Source organism: Lipingzhangella rawalii, from assembly GCF_031628175.1.
GTDB lineage: Bacteria > Actinomycetota > Actinomycetes > Streptosporangiales > Streptosporangiaceae > Lipingzhangella_A > Lipingzhangella_A rawalii.
On the sequence record NZ_JAVLVT010000001.1, the window covers coordinates 1,045,939 to 1,069,627 of the forward strand.

At 67.7% G+C, this 23,689-nt stretch carries 19 protein-coding genes, 6 tRNA genes and 2 pseudogenes; 13 read left to right on the forward strand and 14 right to left on the reverse strand.

Annotated elements, in window-relative coordinates; all coding sequences use genetic code 11:
- Positions 1-5: 5 nt before the first annotated feature.
- Positions 6-79, reverse strand: a tRNA-Val gene (locus RIF23_RS04635).
- Between the two features lie 441 nt (positions 80-520).
- Here RIF23_RS04635 and RIF23_RS04640 point away from each other — a divergent pair.
- Entirely contained in the window at positions 521-940 is a 420-nt protein-coding gene (locus RIF23_RS04640; protein WP_310911048.1) for an SsgA family sporulation/cell division regulator, read from the forward strand.
- A gap of 36 nt (positions 941-976) precedes the next feature.
- Here RIF23_RS04640 and RIF23_RS04645 read toward each other — a convergent pair whose 3' ends face one another.
- Complete coding sequence (locus tag RIF23_RS04645; RefSeq protein WP_310911049.1) at positions 977-1,819, reverse strand: aminotransferase class IV; 843 nt, start codon at positions 1,817-1,819, stop codon at positions 977-979.
- Positions 1,820-2,084: 265 nt separating this feature from the next.
- Here RIF23_RS04645 and RIF23_RS04650 point away from each other — a divergent pair, with 265 nt between their 5' ends.
- The 3 genes from RIF23_RS04650 to RIF23_RS04660 all read left to right on the forward strand — a co-directional run bounded on the left by RIF23_RS04650 (position 2,085) and on the right by RIF23_RS04660 (position 2,830).
- Complete coding sequence (locus RIF23_RS04650) at positions 2,085-2,519, forward strand: roadblock/LC7 domain-containing protein (protein ID WP_310911050.1); 435 nt, start codon at positions 2,085-2,087, stop codon at positions 2,517-2,519.
- Between the two features lie 113 nt (positions 2,520-2,632).
- Positions 2,633-2,708, forward strand: a tRNA-Gly gene (locus tag RIF23_RS04655).
- Between the two features lie 50 nt (positions 2,709-2,758).
- A tRNA-Cys gene (locus tag RIF23_RS04660) sits at positions 2,759-2,830 on the forward strand.
- Positions 2,831-2,970: 140 nt separating this feature from the next.
- Here the strand turns inward: RIF23_RS04660 and RIF23_RS04665 are convergent.
- From RIF23_RS04665 to RIF23_RS04695, 7 genes are all read right to left on the reverse strand, one after another.
- Positions 2,971-3,732, reverse strand: a complete 762-nt coding sequence (locus RIF23_RS04665; protein ID WP_310911263.1) for an IclR family transcriptional regulator — start codon at positions 3,730-3,732, stop codon at positions 2,971-2,973.
- A 209-nt stretch (positions 3,733-3,941) separates the two neighbouring features.
- A complete protein-coding gene (locus tag RIF23_RS04670) occupies positions 3,942-4,610 on the reverse strand; it encodes a sarcosine oxidase subunit gamma (protein ID WP_310911051.1) in 669 nt (222 codons plus the stop codon).
- A complete protein-coding gene (locus RIF23_RS04675; protein WP_310911052.1) occupies positions 4,600-7,452 on the reverse strand; it encodes an FAD-dependent oxidoreductase in 2,853 nt (950 codons plus the stop codon). The genes RIF23_RS04670 and RIF23_RS04675 overlap by 11 nt, the downstream gene beginning before the upstream one ends.
- On the reverse strand, positions 7,449-7,736 hold the full coding sequence (locus RIF23_RS04680) for a sarcosine oxidase subunit delta (RefSeq protein ID WP_310911053.1): 288 nt from the start codon (positions 7,734-7,736) through the stop codon (positions 7,449-7,451). Before RIF23_RS04680 ends, RIF23_RS04675 begins: the two co-directional genes overlap by 4 nt.
- A gap of 82 nt (positions 7,737-7,818) precedes the next feature.
- The gene (locus RIF23_RS04685) at positions 7,819-9,033 is read right to left on the reverse strand and encodes a sarcosine oxidase subunit beta family protein (RefSeq protein ID WP_310911054.1); all 1,215 of its coding nucleotides are present in this window, start codon (positions 9,031-9,033) and stop codon (positions 7,819-7,821) included.
- Positions 9,030-11,588, reverse strand: a complete 2,559-nt coding sequence (locus tag RIF23_RS04690) for a GcvT family protein (protein WP_310911055.1) — start codon at positions 11,586-11,588, stop codon at positions 9,030-9,032. The genes RIF23_RS04685 and RIF23_RS04690 overlap by 4 nt, the downstream gene beginning before the upstream one ends.
- Before the next feature lie 254 nt (positions 11,589-11,842).
- Positions 11,843-13,057: a glycine cleavage T C-terminal barrel domain-containing protein gene (locus RIF23_RS04695; protein ID WP_310911056.1), complete on the reverse strand. Its 1,215-nt coding sequence runs from the start codon at positions 13,055-13,057 to the stop codon at positions 11,843-11,845.
- Between the two features lie 390 nt (positions 13,058-13,447).
- On the opposite strand from RIF23_RS04695, the gene RIF23_RS04700 reads away from it, so the two are divergent.
- Together RIF23_RS04700 and RIF23_RS04705 are read left to right on the forward strand one after the other, a co-directional pair.
- Positions 13,448-14,011 carry a methylenetetrahydrofolate reductase C-terminal domain-containing protein gene (locus RIF23_RS04700; protein ID WP_310911057.1) on the forward strand — a complete coding sequence of 188 codons (564 nt, stop codon included), beginning with the start codon at positions 13,448-13,450 and terminating at the stop codon, positions 14,009-14,011.
- Positions 14,008-14,967 carry a methylenetetrahydrofolate reductase gene (locus tag RIF23_RS04705; RefSeq protein ID WP_310911058.1) on the forward strand — a complete coding sequence of 320 codons (960 nt, stop codon included), beginning with the start codon at positions 14,008-14,010 and terminating at the stop codon, positions 14,965-14,967. The genes RIF23_RS04700 and RIF23_RS04705 overlap by 4 nt, the downstream gene beginning before the upstream one ends.
- A gap of 109 nt (positions 14,968-15,076) precedes the next feature.
- On the opposite strand, the gene RIF23_RS04710 is transcribed toward RIF23_RS04705, so the two are convergent.
- Positions 15,077-15,652, reverse strand: coding sequence for a TetR/AcrR family transcriptional regulator (locus RIF23_RS04710; RefSeq protein WP_310911059.1), 576 nt, complete (start codon positions 15,650-15,652; stop codon positions 15,077-15,079).
- A gap of 120 nt (positions 15,653-15,772) precedes the next feature.
- Between RIF23_RS04710 and RIF23_RS04715 the strand changes: the two genes are divergently transcribed.
- Entirely contained in the window at positions 15,773-17,374 is a 1,602-nt protein-coding gene (locus RIF23_RS04715; protein WP_310911060.1) for an MFS transporter, read from the forward strand.
- Between the two features lie 122 nt (positions 17,375-17,496).
- Here RIF23_RS04715 and RIF23_RS04720 read toward each other — a convergent pair whose 3' ends face one another.
- Both RIF23_RS04720 and RIF23_RS04725 read right to left on the reverse strand, forming a co-directional pair.
- Positions 17,497-18,207, reverse strand: a complete 711-nt coding sequence (locus RIF23_RS04720) for a GntR family transcriptional regulator (RefSeq protein ID WP_310911061.1) — start codon at positions 18,205-18,207, stop codon at positions 17,497-17,499.
- A 126-nt stretch (positions 18,208-18,333) separates the two neighbouring features.
- Positions 18,334-19,575: a molybdopterin molybdotransferase MoeA gene (locus tag RIF23_RS04725; RefSeq protein ID WP_310911062.1), complete on the reverse strand. Its 1,242-nt coding sequence runs from the start codon at positions 19,573-19,575 to the stop codon at positions 18,334-18,336.
- A gap of 141 nt (positions 19,576-19,716) precedes the next feature.
- Between RIF23_RS04725 and fdhD the strand changes: the two are divergent.
- The 5 genes and pseudogenes from fdhD to RIF23_RS04750 form a co-directional block, all read left to right on the forward strand.
- Positions 19,717-20,568 (forward strand): annotated as a pseudogene (gene fdhD / locus RIF23_RS04730) (formate dehydrogenase accessory sulfurtransferase FdhD); the annotation flags it as partial.
- A gap of 283 nt (positions 20,569-20,851) precedes the next feature.
- Positions 20,852-20,924, forward strand: a tRNA-Gly gene (locus tag RIF23_RS04735).
- A gap of 48 nt (positions 20,925-20,972) precedes the next feature.
- Positions 20,973-21,043, forward strand: a tRNA-Cys gene (locus tag RIF23_RS04740).
- Positions 21,044-21,053: 10 nt separating this feature from the next.
- Positions 21,054-21,130: transfer RNA gene (locus RIF23_RS04745), tRNA-Val, on the forward strand.
- Positions 21,131-21,434: 304 nt separating this feature from the next.
- On the forward strand, positions 21,435-21,908 hold the full coding sequence (locus tag RIF23_RS04750; RefSeq protein ID WP_310911063.1) for an NUDIX hydrolase: 474 nt from the start codon (positions 21,435-21,437) through the stop codon (positions 21,906-21,908).
- A 4-nt stretch (positions 21,909-21,912) separates the two neighbouring features.
- On the opposite strand, the gene RIF23_RS04755 is transcribed toward RIF23_RS04750, so the two are convergent.
- Together RIF23_RS04755 and RIF23_RS04760 are read right to left on the reverse strand one after the other, a co-directional pair.
- Positions 21,913-22,425 carry an ABC transporter permease gene (locus RIF23_RS04755; RefSeq protein ID WP_310911064.1) on the reverse strand — a complete coding sequence of 171 codons (513 nt, stop codon included), beginning with the start codon at positions 22,423-22,425 and terminating at the stop codon, positions 21,913-21,915.
- Positions 22,422-23,359: pseudogene (locus RIF23_RS04760) on the reverse strand (ATP-binding cassette domain-containing protein). Before RIF23_RS04760 ends, RIF23_RS04755 begins: the two are co-directional and overlap by 4 nt.
- Before the next feature lie 160 nt (positions 23,360-23,519).
- Between RIF23_RS04760 and RIF23_RS04765 the strand changes: the two are divergent.
- Positions 23,520-23,663: a hypothetical protein gene (locus RIF23_RS04765; RefSeq protein WP_310911065.1), complete on the forward strand. Its 144-nt coding sequence runs from the start codon at positions 23,520-23,522 to the stop codon at positions 23,661-23,663.
- Positions 23,664-23,689: the final 26 nt, after the last annotated feature.

Genomic DNA, 23,689 nt, shown 5'->3' on the forward strand with positions numbered 1-23,689 from the left:
GCTCGTGGGCGGTACTGGACTCGAACCAGTGACCTCGTCGGTGTGAACGACGCGCTCTAGCCGTCTGAGCTAACCGCCCGTGGGGCTGCTGTGTGTCAGCGCCTGGGAAAACTCTAGCGCATCTGTGTGGGTGTCTGCGCCATCGTGGGCGTGTGTGCACGCAGCTGGGGTGTGATCGACATCTCATTGCGCTGGCTGGCGTGAATCGGCTGGGGTCGACGGTGGACGGGATGGGCTGTCACTGAGCCGATCCGACTTCTCTGGACGCGGATCCGAACTCGACGAAATGTCCGATCCGTGACCCAATGCACATACTGCGGGGAATTTCTTGGTTTCCGCAGGTCATTACAGTGCACGGAGGGTCGGAGACATCAGCGACGATGCGATACCGCGTGCCGACCAAATCCCCTGGAGAAAGTTTCGCGTTTGCGCGTCATAGGTGCGTGCCTGCGCTGTTGGAGCAGGTGAGACGTTCAATCAGCCCGCGCAGCGGAACCGGACAAGAGAAGGTTTGGCGATCATGAACAGTAGTGGTACCACTGCCACCGCCGAGTTTGGCCTGCGGCTCGTGGTTCCTGACCGTGCGTCGGTGCCCCTGGTGGCGCGACTGGACTACACCGCCGAGGATCCGTACGCCATCAAGGTGGCTTTCCACGTGGGTGAGGACGAGCCGGTCGAGTGGATTTTCGCGCGTGAGCTGCTCACCGTTGGCATCGTTCGTCCTGTTGGGGAGGGCGATATCCGGGTGTGGCCGTCCAAGGGCAGCGAGGAGCGCATCGTGAACATCGCCCTGTCGTCGCCGTTCGGCCAGGCCCAGTTCGATGCGCCGATGGCTCCGCTGGCGGAGTTCCTGCACCGGACCTATGAGATTGTGCCTGCCGGTGAGGAGAAGGACTTCGTGGATCTGGATGCGGAGATCGCGGAGCACCTCTGCTCCTGAGTTCGGAGGCGCTCCGCGGTGCGACTGCCTGCGGGTTCAGGGGTCGAGATCGCCGGCGGAACGCTCCGCGAAGACGGTCATGGCTTTGGCCGTAACGGGCCCGGGTGCGGCTGGCAGTGGCACCCCATCGATCGCCCGGATCGGCTGGACATCGCATCCGGTCGAGGTACGGAACGCCTCGGTGGCCCGGGGCAGCTCGCCCATGGGGATGTCGACCTCGTCGCCGCCACACCATTCGAGGACCAGTTCGCGGGTGATTCCGGCCAGTGGGCCGGCGCTGAGGGGTGGGGTGCGTAGCTCGTCGTCCAGGACGACGAAGATGTTGCTGCCGGTGCCCTCGCAAAGGTTGCCGGCCGTGTTGGCGAAGATCGCCTCGGCGCTGCCGCGCTGTTTGGCGTAGTCGAGGGCCAGTACGTTGTCGGCGTAGGACGTTGTCTTGAGGCCGGTGAGCGCACCGCGTTCGTTGCGGGTCCAGGGCACCACCCACATGTCTGCGCTGGGCGCGATCTGGGGAAAGTCGGCAAGCGCCACCAGGTAGGTGAGCGCGCCACCGGACCGGTCGGAGCCGAGTGGGCCGGTTCCGGCTGTCACGGTGATGCGTACCCGCGCCGGGTCCAGGCCCGGATGTTTGTCCAGTGCCCGGGTCACGCCGTCGCGTAGCAGGTCCAGGTTGGGGCTGTCCAAGCCCAGGCCCTGCGCGGAACGGGCGAGACGCCGCAGGTGGCGGGTGAGGGCAAAGGGGACGCCACCGATGGCCTTCACGGTTTCGAACACGCCGTCGCCCACGGTGATGCCGTGATCGAAGACGGACACACGGGCCTGGTGCGCCTCCACGAGGTGCCCTTGTGGATGGTCTGCGTCAGCTATCCATACGTGCATCGCGGTGGGCCCCTTCGTCTGCTGCCGCTCCCCGTCGGGATTGTGGGTCCGATCCTGTCAAATGTGGCCAACACCGGCCGCATCCTCGCCTGTCTCTCCTCGACACGCCCTTGTGACGGTACGGTAACGGCTCGAGGTACGACGATCACGACGCCACCTGTGGGGTTTTCTGGGAATTGGAACCGCCTATCCGATAGGTTACGGATTACTATCAACCGGGCAACTCTTCAGAGGCCACGTCAACGTCTGTGAGACGAGAACCACCATGACGCAACCTAGCGCCACCGCCGGTGAGCTCAGCTGGCTCCTGGACGACCTGCTCGCCCGTGCCGAGGGCACCCGCCACGCGATCGTGCTCTCGACCGACGGCCTGTTGATGGCATCGTCGTCGCAGCTGGAGCGTTCGGATGCCGAACATCTGGCCGCCATCTCCTCGAGTTTGCAGAGCCTCGCACGGGGCGCCTGCCGTCAGTTCGGCGCTCGGGAGGTCCGGCAGAGCGTGATCGAGATGGACGAAGCTCTGCTGTTCGTGGCGACAGCCGGCGAGGGAGCCTGCCTGGCCCTGGTCTCCTCCGCCGAGTGTGATGTGGGGCTGGTCGCCTATGAGATGAGTGGAGTCATCCGCCGGGTCGGACAGTACCTGTCCGCACCTCCGAGGCCGGACCTCAATGCGGTTTCCGCCAGCTTCCGCAAACAGTGAGAGCTGTCGCGCCGGTTTCCGGTTTGAGCTTGCGCTGAAATCCGTTAGAGTCGGGGACGAGGCACCGGACGGCATGGTCGGCACCGAGCCCGGCCTACATTCCGGTGGCGCACGCGGACGTGGCTCAGCTGGTAGAGCATCACCTTGCCAAGGTGAGGGTCGCGGGTTCGAATCCCGTCGTCCGCTCCACTGACCGCACAGGAGATCCGGTTGTTCGGAACTCGGTGCGGTCTGTTTCTGGCGGAGTGGCCGAGTGGCTGAGGCAAGGGCCTGCAAAGCCCTGTACACGGGTTCGATTCCCGTCTCCGCCTCCGTATGTGCGGGCCAGTCCCGGAGGTTAGGGCCGGGTCACGGTGACAGCCTCGCTGGGTCTGTGCCTGGCTGGAACATCCGGGTGCCGCACCCGAAATAGCCGGGTGGCCGGAGGAGTTCGCCCCCTCCGGCCACCGGGCTACTGGGGCGTCGTCTCGGTGTCCATATGCCCCATGCGTGTGGAGATTTCGGCGCCGGCCTTGGCGACGCGCTCCCCGAGTTCGTTCAGAATATCCTCGGTCATCCGATAGGAGGGGCCAGAGGCACTGACAGCGGCGATCACCTCGCCGCTGAGCCCGCGTACGGGTGCGGCCACGGCGTTGAGACCAACCTCGAGCTCCTCCACCGCCACGGAGTATCCGCGTTCGCGAATTTCCTCCATCTGGGCCCGAAGCATGTCGGGATTGGTCACGGTCTGGGGGGTAACTTCCTCCAGCGTGCCGCGCAGGATCCTGCGGGACTCGACCAGCGACATGTGCGCCAGCAGCACCTTGCCGCTGGATGTGGCGTGGAGGGCGCACTGCCGTCCGATCCAGTTCTGACTCACAACGGCCGAGGCTCCACGGACCTGGTCGATGTTGACCACACTGTCGCCGCTGGGAATACCAATGTTCACGGTCTCCCCCAGCTCTGCCGCGAGATCCTCACAGACCCTGCGACTCTGCTGGGTGAGGTCGAGACCGGCAGCCATCGCCCCAGCCAGCCGTATTATCCCGAATCCCAACTGGTACTTACCGCGCAGTCCCGGCTGTTCCACGAGTCCACGCCGTTCCAGCGCTCCCACGAGACGGAACGCTGTCGACTTGTGGACTCCGAGTTCACCCGCGATCTCGGTGACACCGGCCTCCCCGTACTGCGCCAGAATCTCCAGGACGAGGATGGCGCGGTCAACCGACTTCACTGGTGCCTCCTTGGAGGCGCTGCCACCACCCGACCCTCGCTCGACGTCCCCTTGGCGGTCGCCGTTGGTCGCGTACTGTGCGTGGTCGTTGTTGTTGGCCATGACTGCCACGATAGTGGCTCTGCCTGTGCGGTCCCTGGACAAGAACCCCCAAATGGGAACACGATCTCGTTAACCTTGGCTTCGTTGTGCACAAAATGTGACACTTATCACTTTTCTGCACACTGGTCATTCGTGACCTGCACATACTCAGCCATCGCATCCAGGATCCAGCGCGCCAGGTAGTCGGCATACGAGCAGCGCACCAGGATCCGGTATGTGGGCGTGGTATCGGTCTGGAGCAGACCCACGGTCGCCTTGGCCAGATGTGTCTGCGCATAGTGTCCGGGCCGGAACTCCCGTGGATGCAGGTCCAGGGCACAGCCGTGGGACAACACGTCACGTGCCCGTGGGCCGCGTAGCTCCAGGATCGTTCGCTGCGCCGAGACATCGACAACACTGGCGCAGATCTGGCCGTACTCCCCACCGAGCGCGCACCGCAGCCCGGAGACCAGGCCCCAGCCCGTGCTGGCGGGATCCTCGTCCACGACGAGGTACCAGCCGGGGCCGGCCCACAGCACCCAGGGATTACCGGCACCACTGGCGCGCTGTGGCGCCGGCAACGGGCAGCCCAGGAACTGGCTCGCGAGTCGATCGGCCACCTCTGCCTCGGCCGGAGACACCCGAAGTTCGGCTTGCGCACGATAGGGCGTCTCGCGCAGCCGTACAGTCTGTTCCGATCCCGTCGCGGCGATCTGGTCGGCCAGATGCCCCACCGGAGAGTGCCGCACCACGGGTGTACGTTGGGTTGCTGGGGCTGTGAGCAGGCTATCCGTCACGACGCGTCCCCTCTCGGTCGTAGAGCACCGGGTCCGTCACCTGGACGGGCACGGTCTGTCCCAGGTGGTAGGCATACAGCCGCTCACCGTGTCGGCCGCGTCCCCCGCTGAGCAGCGCCAGGGAGAACGGCGTGCCCAGGGCCGGACTGTCGTAGCTCGAGGTCACATGGCCCACCATCGGCACCGGAGGTTCGGGGGCGGGATGGGTGATCAGCTGGGCCCCCTCTGCGACCACCGTCGCACCGTCCGCAGGCACGAGGGCCACCAGCTGCTCACGGTCGTCCCGCGCCAGGTCCGCACGGGCCAGGGAGCGCTTGCCCACGAAGTCCTTACGCGTGGACACCGCCCACCCCAAGCCGGCGTCCTGCACCGAGACCTGGCCGTCGGTCTCGTGCCCCACCACGATGAAACCCTTCTCCGCACGCAGCACGTGCATGGTCTCGGTTCCGTAGGGGGTGATGTCGTAGGGTGCACCCGCCTCCAGCACGGCCTCCCATACCCCCAGGCCGTACCAGGAGGGCACGTTGATCTCGTAGGTCAGCTCCCCGCTGAAACTCACGCGCAGCACCAGTCCCGGAACCCCGGCTATCTCGGTGTTGCGCATCCCCATGAACTCGAAGCCCGTGGCTGTGACGTCGAGCCCCGGCGCCAGCCGTCCCAACACCTCCCGGGAGCGGGGACCCACCACACTGATGGTGGCCCAGTGTTCGGTGACCGGGGTGCACTGCACCCGCAGCTGCGGCCACTCCGTCTGCTGCCACTCCTCCAGCCACGCCAGGGTTGAATCGGCGTTGCCGCTGGTCGTGGTCACCAGGTACCGGTCCTCGGCCAGCCGTACGCACACCCCGTCGTCGCGCACCATGCCGTCTGCGCCACAGATCACCCCGTAGCGGCACTTGCCGATACGCAGTGTGGACATCATGTTGGCGTAGATTCGGTCCAGGAACTCCGGGGCGTCCGCCCCCTCCACCAGGATCTTGCCCAGGGTGGAGGCGTCGAGCATCCCCACCGACTCCCGTGTGGAACGGCACTCCCGCCGCACGGCCGCCGCCATGTCCTCCACCTGACCGTCAGCGGTCCAGCGCGGATAGTAGCGGGCCCGGCGCCACTGTCCGATGTCCTCGAACACCGCCCCCTGCTCCAGGTGCCACTGGTGCATGGGAGTACGGCGGATCGGATCGAAGAAGTCTCCCCGGTCCCGACCGGCGACCGTGGCCAACGGGATCGGGGCCAGAGGTGCACGTCGACGGGGGGTCCCCAGCTGTTCCGGGGTGGTGTCCAGAAGTTGGCCGACCACCGCACTGGCCAGTACCCCCCAGGCTCGGCCCTGTTCCGGGCCGGTTCCGATGGTGGTGTGGCGTTTGACGTGTTCGATGCTGCGCAGGTTGGCGTCGAGAGCCGCGCGAACGTCGGCCAGGGTGGCGTCCCGGTGGGGATCCACGAGAACCTCGGTCTCCACCGTGTGGGGGGTGGTCACCAGCCACAGCTCGCGCGGATGGTGGACCGGCTCCGCAGGTGTCGGGCGGGTGGGGATGGCCCGCTGTTCTGCTGCCGCGTGCCCCACTGCGGCACCCTCGGCCAGGGCGGCGTCCAGATCCCGCGTCCCGCGGGCGGCTCCCGCACAGCGCACCGTGGCCGGGGCCGCGGACTCCTCCGGCAGGAAGGCGGCATGGGCCGGGTCGTAGCGCGTCCCGCCATCGACCTGGGTCCACAGGGCCAGGCAAGGATCGAATCCACCGGAGACGGCGACGAGGTCGCAGGGCACCTCGGTCTCCTCGCCCCGGGCTCGTCCCGACCCGTCGATGGGTGCCACGCGTACCGCGGTCACGGCGCCGCTCGCCTCCGGATCGCGGGTCTCGGTCACCGCGTGTCCCTGGAGAATCTGGGCGCCCCCACGCCAGAGCTCGTCCAGCAGAGCCGCACCGGCGGGTCCGGGATCGGTGCGTGCATCGACCACCGCACTGATGTCCACGCCCGCCTCGGCGAGGTGTCGGGCGGCCACGAGGGCCTCGTTGTGGGCGCCCATGACCACGGCACGCTCGCCGGGGGGAGCCGAGTGGGCCCAGGCGTAGCCCACAGCCGCCCCGGCGAGCATCACGCCGGGACGGTCGTTTCCGGCGAAGGCCAGGGGACGTTCCATGGATCCGGTGGCGAGCACGACCTGGCGGGCGCGGATGTGCCACAGCCGGTGTCGCGCCATGTGCGTGGGTATCGTGGCGGGGGCCCGGTGGTCGGTACGGCGTTCCAGAGCGATGAGTTCGCCGTGGTGGTACTGGCCGGTGACGGTGGTTCGGGTGAGGACCTGCACGTCGCCGTGCTCCCGTAGTTCCTCGGCGGTGTGTCGAACCCAGTCCAGGGCACTGCGGCCGTGGATGCGTCGTGGAGCGTGCCGCAGGTGTCCACCAAGGTCGGGGGCATCGTCGACGATCATGACGCGGGCTCGGGTGTCGGCCGCCGCGCGGGCCGCGGCCAGTCCGGCGGGGCCGCCCCCCACGACCAGGACGTCACAGTGGGCCCAGGTGTGGTCGTGCCGCGGCTCACCGTCGTCACTTTCCGGAAGGCTCACCTCTCCCCGACCGTGTAGGGACCGCACCCGCAGTCCCGGATAGGTTTCGACAGTGGTTGCCGGGACCATGGGCTCACCGGGTCCGGACTCCACCTGCACGTGGGCGCAGGCACCGCCGGAGCCGATACCCCAGATGGCGTGGGGGCGGTTCAGGTAGGGGCTGAAGCCGAGACTGCGCACCCCGTCGGCGATGAGGGCCGAGGCGACGGTGTCGCCCTGGCCTGCGGGAACGGGGCGGCCGTCTACGGTGATCGTGTAGTTGCGGTCCCGGGTCATGGGTGCACCTCCGTGCGGACTGGCGAGGACGCGCCCGGGGTCTCGGGGGTGATCGCGTTGGTGACGGTGTGTCGCCGCACGGTGAACCAGGTTCGGCACCCGTGGGCATGAAACCAGCGTTCGGCGAACTCGCCCTCCGGATTGGCGCGCATGTACAGGTAGTCACCCCATGCCGCGTCGTCCAGCTGCCAGGGGTCGTCCGGATAGCTGAGGTGGGCCTGCCCGCCATAGCGGAACTCGGCCTCCTCCCGGGGGCCACACCACGGGCACGGAATCAGTAGCACCGGGCCTCCTTCCCAACTGTCGTGGCAGCTTGTGCAGCTGGCACCGGACCGGCGCGCCATGGTGGCGGCACCGTCCGGCCCGCTAGTGGGCCACTGCGGCCGCACCGTGTTCGTCAACGAGGGCTCCGGTGGTGAACCGGTCCAGGCCGTAGGCCGCGGCCAGTGGGTGGGGCCGGTCGTTGGCAACGGTGTCGGCCAGCACCCAGCCGGCACCGGGGGTCGCCTTGAAGCCGCCCGTTCCCCAGCCGCAGTTGAGATACAGCCCGGCATAGGGGGTCAGGCCGATGATGGGCGAGGCGTCCGGGCTGACGTCGACGATGCCACCCCAGCTCCGCAGTAGGTGGGCACGAGCGAAGATCGGGAACAACTCCACGGCCGCCGCGATCTGATGTTGCAGCACGTGGAAGGAGCCACGTTGGCCATAGCCGTTGTAGGCGTCGATCCCCGCACCCAGCACCAGCTCCCCCTTGTGAACCTGGCTGACGTAGACGTGCACGGTGTTGGACATGACAACGGTGTCGTGCACCTGTTCCAGGAGTTCGGAGACGAGGGCCTGAAGCGGGTGGCTCTGCAACGGCAGACGGATACCCAGCTGGTCGGTCAGCACCGAGGTATGGCCCGCCGCGGACAGAGCCACCCTCCCGGCCGAGATGGGGCCCCGCGTGGTCTCCACTCCAACCACCCGGTCACCACTGGTGCGAAAACCCGTCACCGCGCAGTCCTCGATCAGGTCCACGCCGAGCCGGTCGGCGGCCCGGGCGAAGCCCCAGGCCACGTAGTCGTGTTTCGCGATGCCCGCCCGGGGCTGATAGGTGGCTCCCAACACCGGATAACGCAGCTCGGGGCTGGTGTTGACCAGTGGAGCGACCTTGCTGATCTCTTCGGGGGTGAGCCACTCGGCATCGATGCCGTTGAGCTGGTTGGCGTTGACCCGGCGGATGCCTTCGCGCACGTTGTGTGTCGTATGGGCGAGATTGAGCACTCCGCGCTGGCTGAACAGCATCGGGTAGTCGAGCTCGTCCTCGAGGCCCTCCCACAGTTTCAGGGCGTGTTCATACAGGCCGGCGCTGGGGCCGCGCAGGTAGTTGGATCGGATGATCGTGGTGTTGCGGGCCATGTTGCCACCGGCCAGCCAGCCCTTGTCCAGCACGGCGACGTTGGTGATTCCGTGGTTGGCGGCGAGATAGTAGGCACAGGCCAGTCCGTGGCCGCCGGCGCCGACCACGATCACATCGTAGGAGTCCCGTGGCTCGGGGCGGCGCCACAGGATGTCTGGGGCCGTTTCTGGTGCGGTCATACCCGCAGCCTCTCCATTCCGGGGTCGAACAGGGGGTCCGGTGTCACGGTGGCTCGCACCCGGCGGTCGAAGTAGCCGATGTCGACGGGGGTTCCGGGCTCGGCCAGTTCGCTGGGCAGCCACGCGTAGGCGATGGAGGTGCCCAGGGTGTAGCCGTAGGCGGCGCTGGTCACGTAACCCACGGCCGTCTCCGGGATGGTGGTGCCGGTGGCCCTGTCGTGCGGTGCATACACCGGTTCCGAGCCCATGACGGTGTCGCCGGGGTGGGGATGGGTGAGGCAGACGAGGCGGTGCTGCGGGGGTTGGTCCGCACGCTGTTCGAGCGCTGACCGCCCCAGGAAGTCTCCCTTGTCCAGCTTCACGGCGAAGCCGACTCCGGCCGCGTAGGGGTCGTGCTCATCGGTCATGTCGGCGCCGAAGGCACGGTATCCCTTCTCCAGGCGCAGGCTGTTGAAGGCTCCACGTCCGGCGGCGATGATGCCGTAGTCCTGCCCGGCCTGCCAGAGCGTGTCCCACAGCCGCAGCCCGTGCTCGGCGGTGGTGTAGAGCTCCCAGCCCAGTTCCCCGACATAGGACACGCGCATGGCGAGCACGGGCACGTTGCCGACATGGAAGCGGGCGCAGCGGAAGTAGCGCAGCCCCGTGTTGGTGAGGTCGTAGTCGGCCAGGGGGGCCAGTACCTCGCGTGCGTGTGGCCCCCACAGGCCCACACAGGTGGTGCCGGGTGTGAGGTCGCGGATCTGGACCGTGCCGTCGTCCGGGGCGTGCCGGCGGAGCCAGTGCAGATCCATCGGGCTGTTGACGCCCAGCTGGAAGATGTCCTCGGTGACCCGCGCCACCGTGATGTCTCCGCGTAGGCGTCCGAAGGTGTCCAGCAGCAGGGTGTAGGTCACCGCGCCCGGGGCCCGGTCCACCTTGCCGGTGGTCATGTACTGGAGGAACTCGGCGGCACGGGGGCCGGCGACCTCCAGACGCATCAGTGAGGACATGTCGTACATGGCCACGCGTTCGCGGGTGATTTGCGCCTCGGCGGCAATGGTCGGTGACCAGAACTGGCTCGCCCAGTCCCCGAGTTCGGGGGCGGGGTACTGCTCGGTGAGTTCGGAGTTGGTCTCGTACCAGTGCGGCCGTTCCCAGCCGTTGGCCTCCAGGAAGAACGCGCCGAGTTCGCGTTCGCGCTGGTAGAAGGGGCTGGTGCGCAGCGGACGGGGGGAGTCCATGGGCCGCAGCGGATGCAGAGCGTCGTAGACCTCGACGAAGTTCTGGCAGCCGCGTTCGTGGATGAAATCGGGGGCGAGCTGGTGTGGCTGGAAGCGGGTGATGTCGCAGCCGTGCAGGTCGAAGGTGGATTCGCCGTCGGTGATGCGTTCGGCCACGGCGCGAGCAACCCCGGCGGAGTGGGTGATCCAGACTGCCTCGGCCACCCAGAAGCCGTCGACCTCGGCGGACGCTCCGATCAGCGGCATGTTGTCGGGTGTGAACGAGAACAGGCCATTGATGCCGTCCTCCACCTTGGTTTCGGCGAGGGCGGGCAGCAGGGCCCGGCTGTCGTCCCAGGCGGGAGCGAAGTCGTCGACGGTGAAGTCGTGCACCGAGGGCATGGTGGCCAGCCGCTCGGGGGCGTTGCCGGCTGCCTCGGTGGTGGGGCCGCCGATGTCGGCGGGGGCCACAGGCATCGGCCGGTGACCGTAGTAGCCCACCACGACCTGATCGAAGTGTTCCCGGTAGTAGAGGTCGCGTTCCTGGTAGCGCAGGATCGGGTTCCGGGCCAGGTTCTGGTGGGCAGCGGGATCTGCGCTCAGTGCGGGAACGGTGCCGGTCCAGGCGAGCTGGTGGGCCAGCGGCAGCAGCGGCAGTTGCATGCCCACCATGCGTGTGATCAGTGGCCCCCACATGCCCGCGCAGGAGACCACGAGGTCGGCTGGGAACCGGCCGGTGGAGGTGACGACGGCTTCGACGCGGCCGCCACGCACCTCGATGTCGACCACTTCCTGGTGTGGTAGGAATCGAGCGCCCCGCTCGATCGCGGCGCCGGCCTGGACCGCGGCGGCACCGACGGCGTTCGCGACCCCGTCGGTGGGAGTGTGTAGACCCCCGAGGATCTGGTCGGCCTCCACCAGCGGGTGCAGTTGGGCGCACTCGGCGGGGGAAAGTACACGGGCCGGCAGGCCCCAGGAGCGGGCCCAGCCGCACCGACGGTGCAGCTCATCAAGCCGTTCGGGGGTTGCGGCCAGTTCCAGCCCGCCGACCTGCGCGAAGCAGTCCCGCCCCTGATCGTCAGCGAGCTGAGTGTACTTGTCCACGGTGTAGCGGGCGAAGTCCGTCATCACCTTGGCGCCGCTGGTCTGGAACACCAGTCCGGGTGCGTGGGAGGTGGATCCCCCGGTGTGGTACAGGGGGCCTTGGTCGAGGACGGTCACGTCGGTGTGCCCACGCATGGTGAGCTCGTCGGCCAGGGCGCAGCCGACGATGCCCGCACCGATCACCACGATCCGCGGGGGCTGCGCGGGCGGCTCAGGCGTCGCCCTGGGGGTGGGGTGGGTGTGCGTGGTCATGCGCTGCGCTCCCAGTCTAACTCGCACCTGTTTCTATTAGCGCAACATGTGGCAATGTACGCAACAGCCTCTGATGTATTCCGCGTGGCGTCAAGGGGGAAACACCAGCGGAAACCCCCGAGTTCGACGGGCACGCCGGGAGAACGGACAGAACTCTCCTGTTTCGCAAAGCGCATCATGTTGCACATTTTGCGATTACGGGAGGCGGTCCTCTCGCGGGGTCCGTGGCACGAGCGGACCGCCTCCCGCGACACTCAGCTACCGGCCACGAGCTGGCGCAGGTCCTGCTTGGGTGTGTTCTTCTTCGGGTCGATGAACGGCTTCTCCACCACGGTCGCGTTCTGCGGACCGTGCTGAGTCTCCACCACGAACTCGGTGCCGAGCGCCGCGTCTTCGATAGAGACCAGGGCGAAGCCGATGTTCTGCTCCAGCCGTGGCGAGAAGCAGGCCGAGGTGACCTTGCCGATGACCTCCCCGTCCGGATCGTTTTTGCGACGCACCGGGTAGGCGTCGATCATCGATCCGTCGTTGAACGAGCCCAGGCTCGGACCATCGATGCGCACCCCGGCGAGCTTGCGACTCACCCCGTTGTCCCGAATCTGACGCAGGGCCTCCTTGCCGATGAAGTCGGCCTCCTGGTCGAGGTCGACCATCCAGCTCACCTCGTAGCCGTAGCCCACCTCGAAGGGGTTGGTGCTGTAGTCGATGTCGCAACCCCAGGACAGGATTCCGCCCTCGATCCGCCGGATGTGGCACGGACCGATGACCTGGATTCCATGCGGAGTTCCGGCCTCGATGACCTTGTCCCAGAGCTTCATCGCGTCACGACTGGCGTTACGCAGGTAGATCTCGAAACCGAGCTCGGAGGTGTAGCCGGTGCGGGAGACGACTACGTCCAGGCCATCCAGATCGTAGGACGCCAGGAAGTAGTAGGGGATGTCCAGAACGTCTTCGCCGAACAGGTCGACCATGACGTCCTTGGACTTCGGGCCCTGGACCTGCACCGGACCGACGTCGGCCTCACGGATGGTGACGTCCATTCCGCTGAAGTAGGCCAGCCCCCGAGCCCAAAGCAGCACGTCGGAGTCGGCCAGGGACAGCCAGAAGTGGTTCTCCCCCAACCGCAGCAGGACCGGGTCGTTGATGATCCCGCCCTCCTCGTTGGTGATGAACACGTACTTGCACTGGCCGACCTGGCACTTGGTGAGGTCCCGCGGCACGAGCATGTTGGTGAAGTCGAAGGCGTCCGGCCCGGTGATCTCCACCTGACGCTCCACCCCGACGTCCCACAGCGTGACCCCGTTCAGCAGGTGCCAGTACTCCGCCCACGGGTCCCCGTAGTGGCGCGGGTGGTACGTGTGGTTGTAGACGCTGTACTTCGCCACGCCGTGCCGGCGGGACGCGTAGAAGAAGGGCGACTTCCGGACCCGGCTGTACAGCAGGATCTCCGGGTTCTCGACAACTGCCATCCGGACCTCCACCTATCTCATTACGCAACGGGATTCGCTATGCGCAACAGAGCGTCCCGCGTTGCCGTCGCCGTGTCAAGGGGACACGAACCCCAGCCTAGTTTCGTACAACGCAACGAGTATCTATTGACGCAACAGATCGCCGGATCTAGGCTGACTGTCAGAACCAAATGTTTCTTTATATGCATCAAGTTGCTTAATAAACAACACCTGATACTGGACAGCCTAGACGCAGAGTGGCCCGACGTCCACTCCGTGACACGGGTTTCTCCGCCTGCGGAGCTGCCAGTGCCAGGACCCTCGGGGACACTCGGACGACCCGATCCAACAACCCACCCGGACAGCGCCAACCAGCCACGACATCCCCACGACCAGGAACGGGGCGCAGCCATGAGCACACTGCTGCCACTTGTGGAACACGCGGTCAAGAAGCCGATCTGGGACTGCCGGATGTGTGGTCAGTGCGTGCTGCACTCCACGGGGATGACCTGCCCGATGACCTGCCCGAAACAGCTGCGCAACGGCCCGTGCGGCGGGGTGCGTGAGGACGGGGGCTGCGAGGTCAACCCGGAGATGCGCTGTGTCTGGCTCAAGGCACAGGGACGGGCCGAATGGCTTCCCCGTGCGTGGCGCGAGGAGTTCGACGAGCTGCGTCCCCCGGTGGACAACCAGCTTTGGGGCACCTCGTCGTGGACCAACCTCGTCACGGGCCGGGACAAAGTCACGCCGGTGAGCTGGCAGGAGACCACTCCCGAGATTGGGGACGAGGCCGGGAAACCGGCGGACACGCAGCAGGTTCCCGGCGAGGACGTGCCGGTGGCCACCTGCCAGCACTCCCACCACCAGTCCGGGTCCTCGTCCGCGCTGCCGGCTGCGGCCCGTCCCGCAGATGAGGAGTCGCCGCGGGAGGTGCAGACCACCGTGGTCGGCGCGGAAGCGGAGGTTGTGGCGTGAGTCAGCTCGCGGAACTGCTGCGGAGTGGGCACCGGCCGGTGGTCACGGCCGAGCTTCCGGTGATCGACGGCGGTGGCATGGCCACGGTGCGAAGCCAGGTCGCACACTTCGCGCCCTATGTCGACGGGATCAACGCCACCGACAACACCGCCGCGCACGCGCACGCCTCCAATGTGGCCGTAGCCATCGCCATTCGGCAACTCGGCGTGGAACCCATCCTGCAAGTGGTGTGTCGGGACAAGAACCGACTGGCGCTCCAGGCCGACATCATGGGTGCGGCCATGCACGATGTCACAACAGTGTGTTGTCTGACCGGGGACGACGTCACGGCCGGGGATGAGCCGGAAAGCCGTCGGGTGTTCGACCTGGATGCCCCTCAGCTGGTGCGGACCGCGGCGGGGATGGCCGCGGGCCAGTACATGTCCGGGCGGGTGATCGACCCCGCACCGGACCTGTTCATCGGGGCCGTGGAAAACCCGGCCGTTCCCCCGTTCGAACAGCGGGTACGCCGCGCACAGACCAAGGCCGCCGCCGGGGCGCGCTTCCTCCAGCTCCAGATCTGCTATCACCCCGAACGGTTGGAGGCGTTCACCCAACTGGCCCAGCGGGTGGGCCTGACCCGCAAGACCGCACTGTTGCAGTCCGTGTGCCTGACCCGCGGCGCTCGCGGACTGCGGTTCATGAACCGGGAGGTTCCCGGAATCCACATTCCCGAAGAGACCCTGGAATGGGTGGACAACGCCGCCGATCCTGCCGAGGCGGCCTACCAGGTGACTCTGGGGCAGGCGCGACACGCCCTGAGCCTGCCCGGAATCAGTGGCCTGCACATCGCCGACTTCCGGATGGACGACTCTCTGGGCCGACTGTTCACCGACCTCGGCCTGGGTGGGCAAGAGATGCAGGATGTCGAGGAGCTCCCGGCCAACCCCATGTCCTCGCCGACAGCTGGATCCTGAGCTGCCACCGCCGCGGGGCTACGCCAGGGACCGAACCAGCCTCCACAGATAATGGCGGGCTCCCAGCCCGAGATCGTGGGCACCCTCGGTTTCTCGGCCAGCCCTCAGTTCAGGCTTGGTCGGGGCCGGGTTTTGGGTTGGCTTCCTGTGCCTGCTCCGCCTGGTGGACGAGGCGGTCCATAAGCTGGCGCACCACCGTCTCGTCGGGCATCGGCAACCCGGAAATGGCCGTGAGATAGAGGCCATCGCCGACGAGGCGGATGTTCTCGGCCAGAACCGGGTCGGGGATCGCTGCGTGCAGCATGCGGGCCCAGCGACTGAACACCTCGTGGACGTGGTGCATGAGGTCCGGGGAGGCCAGCTCCTGGCTGCGCAGTGACGCGATCAGCGACCAGTACAGGGCAACTTCGCGCGGCGAACTGGGAAGAGACCCCTCCAGGTAGGCGCGCACCAGGCCTTCCTCGGCCTGTTCCGCAGCGGCGAACTCGCGCTCGGCCTCTTCGGACAGCCGCTGCACCAACCCGGCGATCATCGCTTGCTTGGACGGGAAGTGGTACAGGAGTCCGCCCTTGGAGACATCGGCCGCGGCAGCCACCGACTCCAGGGTCACTGCCGAGCTGCCCTGGCTGATCAGGATGTCGGAGAGGGCGTCCAGAATGCGGTCGCGCGTTGTCGTAGAGCTCACGCTGCGAACTATACCGCGCAGACGGTACTATACCGTCCGGACGGTTTAAATTCCTTTCCTTCTAAACCGTCTGGACGGTAAATTCGCGCTGACTTGGCAGCGCCCAACCCAGGAGACGACATGAGTTCCGCGATGGCCACGCCCCCGAGCGCGTCCGAGGCCCCGCCGGCCCGGGCCGGCGGGCGGGCCTGGCTGAGTCTGGCCGTGCTGGTCCTGCCGGTGGTGCTGATCTCGGTCGACATGACCGTGCTCGGCTTCGCCGTGCCCCACCTGAGCGCGGACCTGTCCCCCACCGGCACCCAGCTGCTGTGGATCGTCGACATCTACTCCTTCATGCTGGCCGGGCTCCTGGTGACCATGGGCACCCTCGGGGACCGCATCGGCCGGCGCAGGCTCCTGCTCCTGGGGTCCTTCGGGTTCGGTCTCGCCTCACTGATGGCGGCATACGCCACCACTCCAGAGATGCTGATCGCTGCACGGGCACTGTTGGGCATGGCCGGCGCAACCCTGATGCCGGCCACCCTGTCGCTGCTCCGCAACATCTTCACCGATCGGCGGCAACGCGTCATCGCCATTGCCGCCTGGAGCTCGGGCTTCTCCGCCGGCGCGGCCCTGGGTCCGATCCTGGGTGGCTGGCTGTTGGAGCATTTCTGGTGGGGCTCGGTCTTTCTGATCAACCTCCCGGTGATGGCCGCGACCCTGGTCCTGGGGCGGCTGCTGCTCCCCGAGTCCCGCGACCCGAATCCGGGACGCTACGACCTGCCGAGTGTGGCCCTGTCCATGGCCACACTGCTCCCGGTGGTCTACGGGGTGAAGAAGCTGGCCGAGGGCGGTCCGGTACTGCTGGCGCTGGCCGCAATATTCCTGGGACTGACCGTCGGACTGCTCTTCGTGCGCCGACAGCTGCGCCTGGACAACCCAATGATCGACGTCCGGCTGTTCGCCCTGCGGCGCTTCAGTACGGCCGTGGTTACGAACCTGATCCTGACCTTCGCCCTGGTCGCCGCCCTGTTCGCGCTGACGCAGTACCTCCAGCTGGTACTCGGCCTCAATCCCATGCGAGCCGGGCTCGTGCTGCTTCCCGGGATGGTCCTCACCGTGGCGGCAAGCTTCGTGGCCGCACCACTGGCCCGCCGGGTGCCGATGGGAACGCTGCTGGCCTCCGGTCTGGGAATGGCTACGCTCGGGTTCGCGGTCATGACCCAGCTCTCCCCCGACGGGGGCGCCCCCCTGGTGATGGCGGGCTTCGCCGTCCTGGGGATCGGTGTCGGCTTCACCGACACCGTGACCAACGACGCGATCCTGAGCGAGGCGCCGCCGCACCGGGCGGGGGCGGCGTCTGCCATCTCCGAGACCGCCTACGAACTCGGCGCAGCCCTGGGCATCGCGGTCCTGGGCAGTGTTCTCACGGCGGTCTACCGGATCCAGCTCGACACGGTCCCGGACGTGCCCGACACGGCGATGGCCGAGGCCCGCGAGACTCTCGGTGGGGCGAGTCTGGCCGCGGAGAACCTGCCCGACGAGCTGGCCCACCAACTGCTGTCGGCATCCCACGCCGCATTCACCAGCGGGCTGCACGTGACCAGTTTGCTCGGCGTCGTCATCGTCGCCGGCGCGGCAGTCCAGGCCGGGGTCCTGCTTCGGCGCAGGCGGGACCGTGCCAATCGTGCCAGTGGCCGTGGCACCGCCGACCGGGCGGTGCCACACACGCCCCTCACGTAGGTGGCCGGCAACTCCCCCCGGCCATGTGCCCGGGGGGAGTCCCCGTCCGCACCGGGGTGACCGAACCGGGGCAGAGCAGGGCATGCCCTCGTATCCCGATCGGTGCCGACAGCGGGCCTGCCTCAGCGGGGCTGTGCACCCGTGCCACCCTCACCGGTTCCGTGCTGAGCACGGTAGGTGTGCCGGGTACGTTCCGTGTGCTCGTGCATGAGCCGCGCCGCCTCGACGGCGTCCCGCTCGGCGATCGCCTCGATGATGGCCGCGTGTTCGTCCCAGGCCCGCCGGCCCCGCTGGGCGGCCACCGATGTGTGATACCAGCGCACCCGGCGCGCCACCCGCTCGGCGAGCTCGGCGAGCACCGCGTTCCCGGACAGTTCGGTGATCCGCCGGTGCAGGTCGGCGTTGGCGGTCACGACGGCCTCGATGTCGCCCTGTTCCACCGCACGGTAGCCGCACCCGAGCAGCTCCCGTAGGTGCGTCAAGCCCTCCTGGGTGTGGTGCTCGGCGGCCAGCCGCGCAGACTCGGTCTCCAGCAGCCCCCGCACGTGGAACAGCTGCTCGGCCTCATCGGCGGTGGGCTGGTGCACGAACGCACCGAACCCGGGGCGCAGATCGACCCAGCCTTCGGTGTTCAGGCGCTGGAGTGCTTCCCGGACCGGCTGGCGGGACACGCCCAGCAGCTGCGCCAGCTCACTCTCGACCAGGTGGCGTCCGGGCTCCAGCTCCCGGCGCACGATCAGCTCCAGCAGGGCCTCGTAGGCGCTTTCCCGCAGCGGCGTCGGACGGGGGATGCGCACAGGCCCCGGGCCCGTCGATGGTGGTACTGAGGACATGGCGGCGGGCTCCGGCTGGGACGGCGAACGGCGTCGCTGGCAGTGTACTGAGCCGTGTAGGGCGTCCGGCACACGCACGGCGGACCGCGGCGGCTCCGGGGAGGGCGGGAAGACGTCCGGGTGCGGCTAGCGCGGCAGCCACAGTAGATCGACCGTGCTGTGCGACGACCGCGGCGGCACCACGGCGAGCGCGTCCGCGCTGGCCGTGCCCCACAGGCTGGCCGGCCGGTCGTGGCCCACCGGTGCGGCAACGGGGGCCTGCCCGGCCTCGTCGGCGCGCAACCGCACGGCGACCAGACGCGTGTCCCGGTCATGCGCACGAATCTCGGTGGATCGGACACAACTCAGCGCCGGGCTGCGGGTGGGGTCGACACGGTTGGCGCAGGCGGCGACGGCCGGGACGAGCAGGGTCAGTGCCGCTCCCAGCGCGGCGTAGGGATTCCCGGGCAGGCCGACCACCACGCTGGGTGGGCTGAGTGGCGAGGTCAGCCAGGCGAGCAGCTGGGGGTGCCCGGGCCGGCAGGCGACCCCGTCCACGACAATGTCGGCGCCCAGTTTCTGTAGTGCGGACCGTAGATGGTCCGCGGGGCCCGCGGAGGAGGCCCCGCCCACCACGATCACCGGGGCCGCGGTCTCGGCCTGGGCCCGGGCCAGGGCACGGCCCAGCTCGGCGTCATCGTCACCGAGATGCTGCTGCCAAGTCACCGTGCCGCCGGCCCAACCCACCAGCCCCGGCACCACCGGACCGATCGCGTCGCGGACCTCGCCCGGCCCCGGCTGCCCGGAGGTGCGGACCTCGTCCCCGGTGACCAGCAGGCACACCGGCGGACGCCGGACCTCAAGCCCGTCGTAGCCGAGACTGGCGGCGAGCCCGCTGACACTCGGCGTGACCTGGGTTCCTGCCGGTAGCACGATCTGGCCAACGGTGATGTCCTCCCCACGGCGCCGGACGTGGCGCCCCGGAGCGATGTTCCCGGACAGGTCGTCACCGGCATGTTCGGCCTGTTCGTAGGGCAGCACACTCTCGGTTCCGTGCGGGACGGGCGCCCCGGTCGCGATCTCCAGGGCCTGCCCGGGAGCGAGCGCAGTCACCGTGGGGGCGGCCCCGGCGAGGGTACGCCCCAGCACGGTCCACGGCCCCGCTCCGCATACGGCATAGCCATCCATGGCCGCGGTGTCGACTGTGGGAACGTCGCTGGTGGCGACGAGATCGGTGGCCAGGGCGGCCCCGTGCGCCTGTGCGAGGGCAACCGTGTGCGCCAGCTTCTGGTCTCCGTGCTCCTGTGCCACGGTCGCGCCAAGCTCACGTGCCGTACTTCGTGCGGCTGCCCAGGCCAGACTGTGGCTGTCCGACGCCGACATCATCATCGCCTGTGCCCCTCCCCGAGGCTGCCGTGGTGTCCCCTACCAGGTACGCACCTACTTTCTATCGCGTCGGCTGCGCTGGGGCCGATGGGCGCGGCCGCCTAGAGTGAAAACCCGACCTCGATGGGAAAGGATGGGCACTGGATGGGACGAGTCACGGCGCGGGAACGTGTGCTGCGGATTCGGGAGGGTCACGTGGACACCCGCGCGGACACGCTCATCGTGGAGGAACCGCTGGAGATCCGGCTGTCGGGCTCCCCGTTGAGCGTGACGATGCGCACCCCCGGCGACGACTTCGATCTGACCATGGGGTTCCTGCTGACCGAAGGAGTGGTGAGCTCGGCGACGGACGTGGACACGATGCGCTACTGCGCAGGCGCCACCGAGGACGGCTACAACACCTACAACGTGGTTGATGTGGCCCTGGCCGAGGGGGTTACGGTGCCGCAGACCTCCCTGACGCGTAACTTCTACACCACAAGCTCGTGCGGCGTGTGCGGCAAGGCCAGCCTGGACGCGGTTCGCACCGTGTCCCACTGGTCGGTGCACACGGATGCGGCCCGATTCACTCCCGCGATGCTCGGCGACCTTCCGAGCCGGCTGCGCGCCGCCCAGCGCCTGTTCCAACGCACCGGGGCGCTGCACGCGGCGGGCCTGTTCACCACGGACGGGAACCTGCTCGCGGCGCGCGAGGACGTGGGCCGGCACAACGCCGTGGACAAGCTCCTGGGCTGGGCATTGCGGGAGGAACGGGTACCCCTCCGGCAGACGGTGCTGCTGGTGTCGGGGCGGGCCTCCTTCGAACTCACCCAGAAAGCCCTCATGGCCGGGATTCCCGCCCTGGCCGCGGTCTCGGCGCCATCCTCTCTGGCCGTGGACCTGGCCAGCGATGCCGGGATGACCCTGGTGGGATTCCTGCGTGGGGCCTCCATGAACGTCTACAGCGGGGCACAGCGTATCGAGGTGCCCCAGGATGTGGCGTCCTCCGCCCCCCGTGGCGATGCCGGCCCGCACCCAGACGAAGCCACCGAGGTGGAACCCACACCACCAGGGTGCTGCGCATCAACCGAGCATGATGCCCAGGCCTCGGACGCATCGACGACAGTGCAGACGCACGAGGCACGTACGCCGCAGACCGGACCTCGAACCCAGGTACCGCACAGTGGGACATAGCTGGTCGTACCAACGCCCGCGTTGCTCCCAGTTTTGCGGTGCGCCGAGATTCCGCTAAAGTTCTAACTGCACGCGGTCACCGGCCGAAAGCCGGAGACCACGAGGCGCGGACGTGGCTCAGCTGGTAGAGCATCACCTTGCCAAGGTGAGGGTCGCGGGTTCGAATCCCGTCGTCCGCTCGGAGACTGGGGGTCGCCTCCCGAGGGCGGCATCAGCATTCCGAATCCGGTGGAGTGGCCGAGAGGCGAGGCAACGGCCTGCAAAGCCGTCTACACGGGTTCAAATCCCGTCTCCACCTCGAACACCGAGGGCGGTTAGCTCAGCTGGTTAGAGCGCTACCTTGACACGGTAGAGGTCACTGGTTCGAATCCAGTATCGCCCACCACGGAAGACCTGGTGAGAAGCCTGGCGGCGGAGATCCGTAGCCAGGCTTCGACTCGTGTGACCGTGATTTGACCGCGGATTGGACGTCATAAGGCGGCCGTGACCGTTCGATCGTGGCCATCGGCGCCCCCTCACGGTCGCAAGTGATGCGGTCGGTTGAACTCGCCGCCACACCCAACATGTACGCATCGAGGGACAAGAGCGTCATCCCCACATAGACCAGCGAGACGGATTCCACCATGGTGTACCGGTCCGCACGAGATGGCGCAGTCACGTAGCCGGGGACTCACCGTAGAGTTCCAGCCATGACGCAACAGGTGACCGTGTCAGTGGAGCGGCGCGCGGCGCGGGCGATCCTGATCGATGATGAGGGGCGCTTGGTGCTGATCAAACGGACCAAGCCGCAGCAGTCGCCTTATTGGACGACCCCCGGCGGCGGCGTCGACGAGGGCGACGTGTCGATTGAGGCGGCCCTGCACCGCGAACTCGCCGAAGAACTGGGGGCGACAGCGGTTGGGACCTCGCAGGTGTTTCTGTTCAGCTCACCCTCGAACTCCGGGGTGAAGGTGCAGCACTTCTTCATTGCCCGGTTGGCGACCTTGGACGAATCCGCCCGCACCGGAGCCGAGTTCAGCGATCCCTCCCGGGGTGGCTACGAACTGGATCGGGTTGAGCTGCGAGGCGAGGAGCTGGCTTCGATCGACCTGAAGCCGACCGCGTTGAAGGAGTTCATTCTGGCCAACCGGGAAGCGCTGCTGGCCGAAGCGACTGCCTCCTGATTGGCTACTCGCCCCACCTGAGGCAGACAGGCGTTCTCCGCCCAGGTAGCACATGCAGGCGGCCGTGATCGGTGCCGAGCGTATCGCGCAGTGCGGCAGTCTCCCCGAGCCACTCGAGCATGCCCGCCGACGGGCTGAACCCGAGCAGGAGCGCCACCCCGAGGAGCGCCGCGACGGCGACGACGTTGGTCAGCAGGCTGGCGATGACGTGTCCGGTGAGTACCGCGCTGCGAGACACGTCCATGACCTTGAACCGGTTGATGATGCCGTTGGTCATGTCGGAGTTCACCGTGGTCGCCGTGGAGCCCAAGCCGTAGCAGATCGCCAGCATGAGCAGGCCCGGGGTGGCGTAGTCGATGTAGTCGACCCCGACGCTGAAGGCGTCACCGAGCATGTACACGAACATCAACATCAGCACGATCGGCATCAGGACCGCGTTGAACACCGAGGTCGGGTTGCGGGCGACGTGTTTGAAATTGCGGCGCAGCATCACCAGTGAATGGGATGTGGTGCTCATTGTGCGGCCTCCGTGGGGTGTCCCGTCAGGGCGAGGAAAACGTCATCGAGGTCGGGGGTGTGGACGGTGACTTCGTCGGCGCTGAGTGCGTGCTCGTCGAGCCGGTCCAGCAGCCGCCGCAGCGACTGCGTCCCGCCGTCCCCCACCACCCGCAGGGTCAACGGCTCGTCGTCACGGGTGGAGTCGGCAAACAGACGCGCGGCCGCGTCCAGTTCGGCCTCGGTTGCGAACCGAAGCCGAACGTGCGTCCCGGGGATCCGGCGTTTGAGCTCCTCGGGCGTGCCCTGGGCGACGAGGCGGCCCTGGTCGAGCACCGCGACCCGGTCGGCGAGCTGATCGGCCTCCTCGAGGTATTGGGTGGTGAGGAAGACGGTCACACCGTCGGCCACCAGCCCCCGGATGATCGACCACATCGTGCGGCGGCTGCGCGGGTCCAGTCCCGTCGTCGGCTCGTCCAGGAAAATGATCCCCGGATTGTCGACGAGCGTCATCGCCAGATCCAGTTTCCGGCGCATCCCCCGGAGTAGGTCGATACCGGCCGCCGCGCCGACTCCACCAGGTCGAACCGTTCCAGCAGCTCCGCCACAACCCTTGCGCCGTCCCTGGCGGGCACCCGGCTCAGGTCCACCATCAGCTGCACGTTCTCCTGCCCGGTCAGTAGCTCGTCGACCGCAGCGAACTGTCCGGTGACCCCGACCGCCGCGCGCACCGCCTTGGCGTCGGTCGCCACGTCATGGCCGGCGACCCGTGCTGTCCCGCCGTCGGCCTTCAACAACGTGGTCAGCACGTTCACCGTCGTTGTCTTGCCCGCCCCGTTCGGACCGAGCAGGGAAAACACCGTTCCCGCAGCAACATCCAGATCGATGCCGTCGAGGACAGTCCGGTCCCCAAACGTCTTACGCAGTCCGGAAAGCGTTATCGCTGAGCTTGTCATGCGACCACCGTGGGCACCGGGCCTGACAACCGCCTGCGATGGCGCTGACACACCGCCCTGACCGCACCGGCTCCCGCGTCAGCACGGTGGCGGTGCGGCGTCAGCACCGCCACCGACCGTGGTGACCATCACCAGTCCATCGACGGAGCAGGGAGCAGTGTTGAGTTCGCAAACGGTTGAGGCGTCGAACGACCCCGCACCAGTGGTGCAACTGGCGGCGGCCCGCAGGGTGTATGGCACGGGCGGCAACGAGGTCGCGGCGTTGGACGAGGTGAACACCGGTTTCGGCCGGAACCATCACTAACTGGCCGGAAACTTCCCCTTTTTGGA

Excerpts from the sequence above, each read along its gene's own strand:
- RIF23_RS04650 (WP_310911050.1), top strand. The coding sequence starts at position 2,085 with ATGACGCAACCTAGCGCCACCGCCGGTGAGCTCAGCTGGCTCCTGGAC.
- RIF23_RS04685 (WP_310911054.1), bottom strand. The coding sequence starts at position 9,033 with ATGACCGCACCAGAAACGGCCCCAGACATCCTGTGGCGCCGCCCCGAG.
- RIF23_RS04695 (WP_310911056.1), bottom strand. The coding sequence starts at position 13,057 with ATGGCAGTTGTCGAGAACCCGGAGATCCTGCTGTACAGCCGGGTCCGG.
- RIF23_RS04720 (WP_310911061.1), bottom strand. The coding sequence starts at position 18,207 with ATGTCCTCAGTACCACCATCGACGGGCCCGGGGCCTGTGCGCATCCCC.
- RIF23_RS04700 (WP_310911057.1), top strand. The coding sequence starts at position 13,448 with ATGAGCACACTGCTGCCACTTGTGGAACACGCGGTCAAGAAGCCGATC.
- RIF23_RS04645 (WP_310911049.1), bottom strand. The coding sequence starts at position 1,819 with ATGCACGTATGGATAGCTGACGCAGACCATCCACAAGGGCACCTCGTG.
- RIF23_RS04640 (WP_310911048.1), top strand. The coding sequence starts at position 521 with ATGAACAGTAGTGGTACCACTGCCACCGCCGAGTTTGGCCTGCGGCTC.
- RIF23_RS04690 (WP_310911055.1), bottom strand. The coding sequence starts at position 11,588 with ATGACCACGCACACCCACCCCACCCCCAGGGCGACGCCTGAGCCGCCC.
- RIF23_RS04725 (WP_310911062.1), bottom strand. The coding sequence starts at position 19,575 with ATGATGATGTCGGCGTCGGACAGCCACAGTCTGGCCTGGGCAGCCGCA.
- RIF23_RS04755 (WP_310911064.1), bottom strand. The coding sequence starts at position 22,425 with ATGAGCACCACATCCCATTCACTGGTGATGCTGCGCCGCAATTTCAAA.
- RIF23_RS04675 (WP_310911052.1), bottom strand. The coding sequence starts at position 7,452 with ATGACCCGGGACCGCAACTACACGATCACCGTAGACGGCCGCCCCGTT.
- RIF23_RS04750 (WP_310911063.1), top strand. The coding sequence starts at position 21,435 with ATGACGCAACAGGTGACCGTGTCAGTGGAGCGGCGCGCGGCGCGGGCG.
- RIF23_RS04715 (WP_310911060.1), top strand. The coding sequence starts at position 15,773 with ATGAGTTCCGCGATGGCCACGCCCCCGAGCGCGTCCGAGGCCCCGCCG.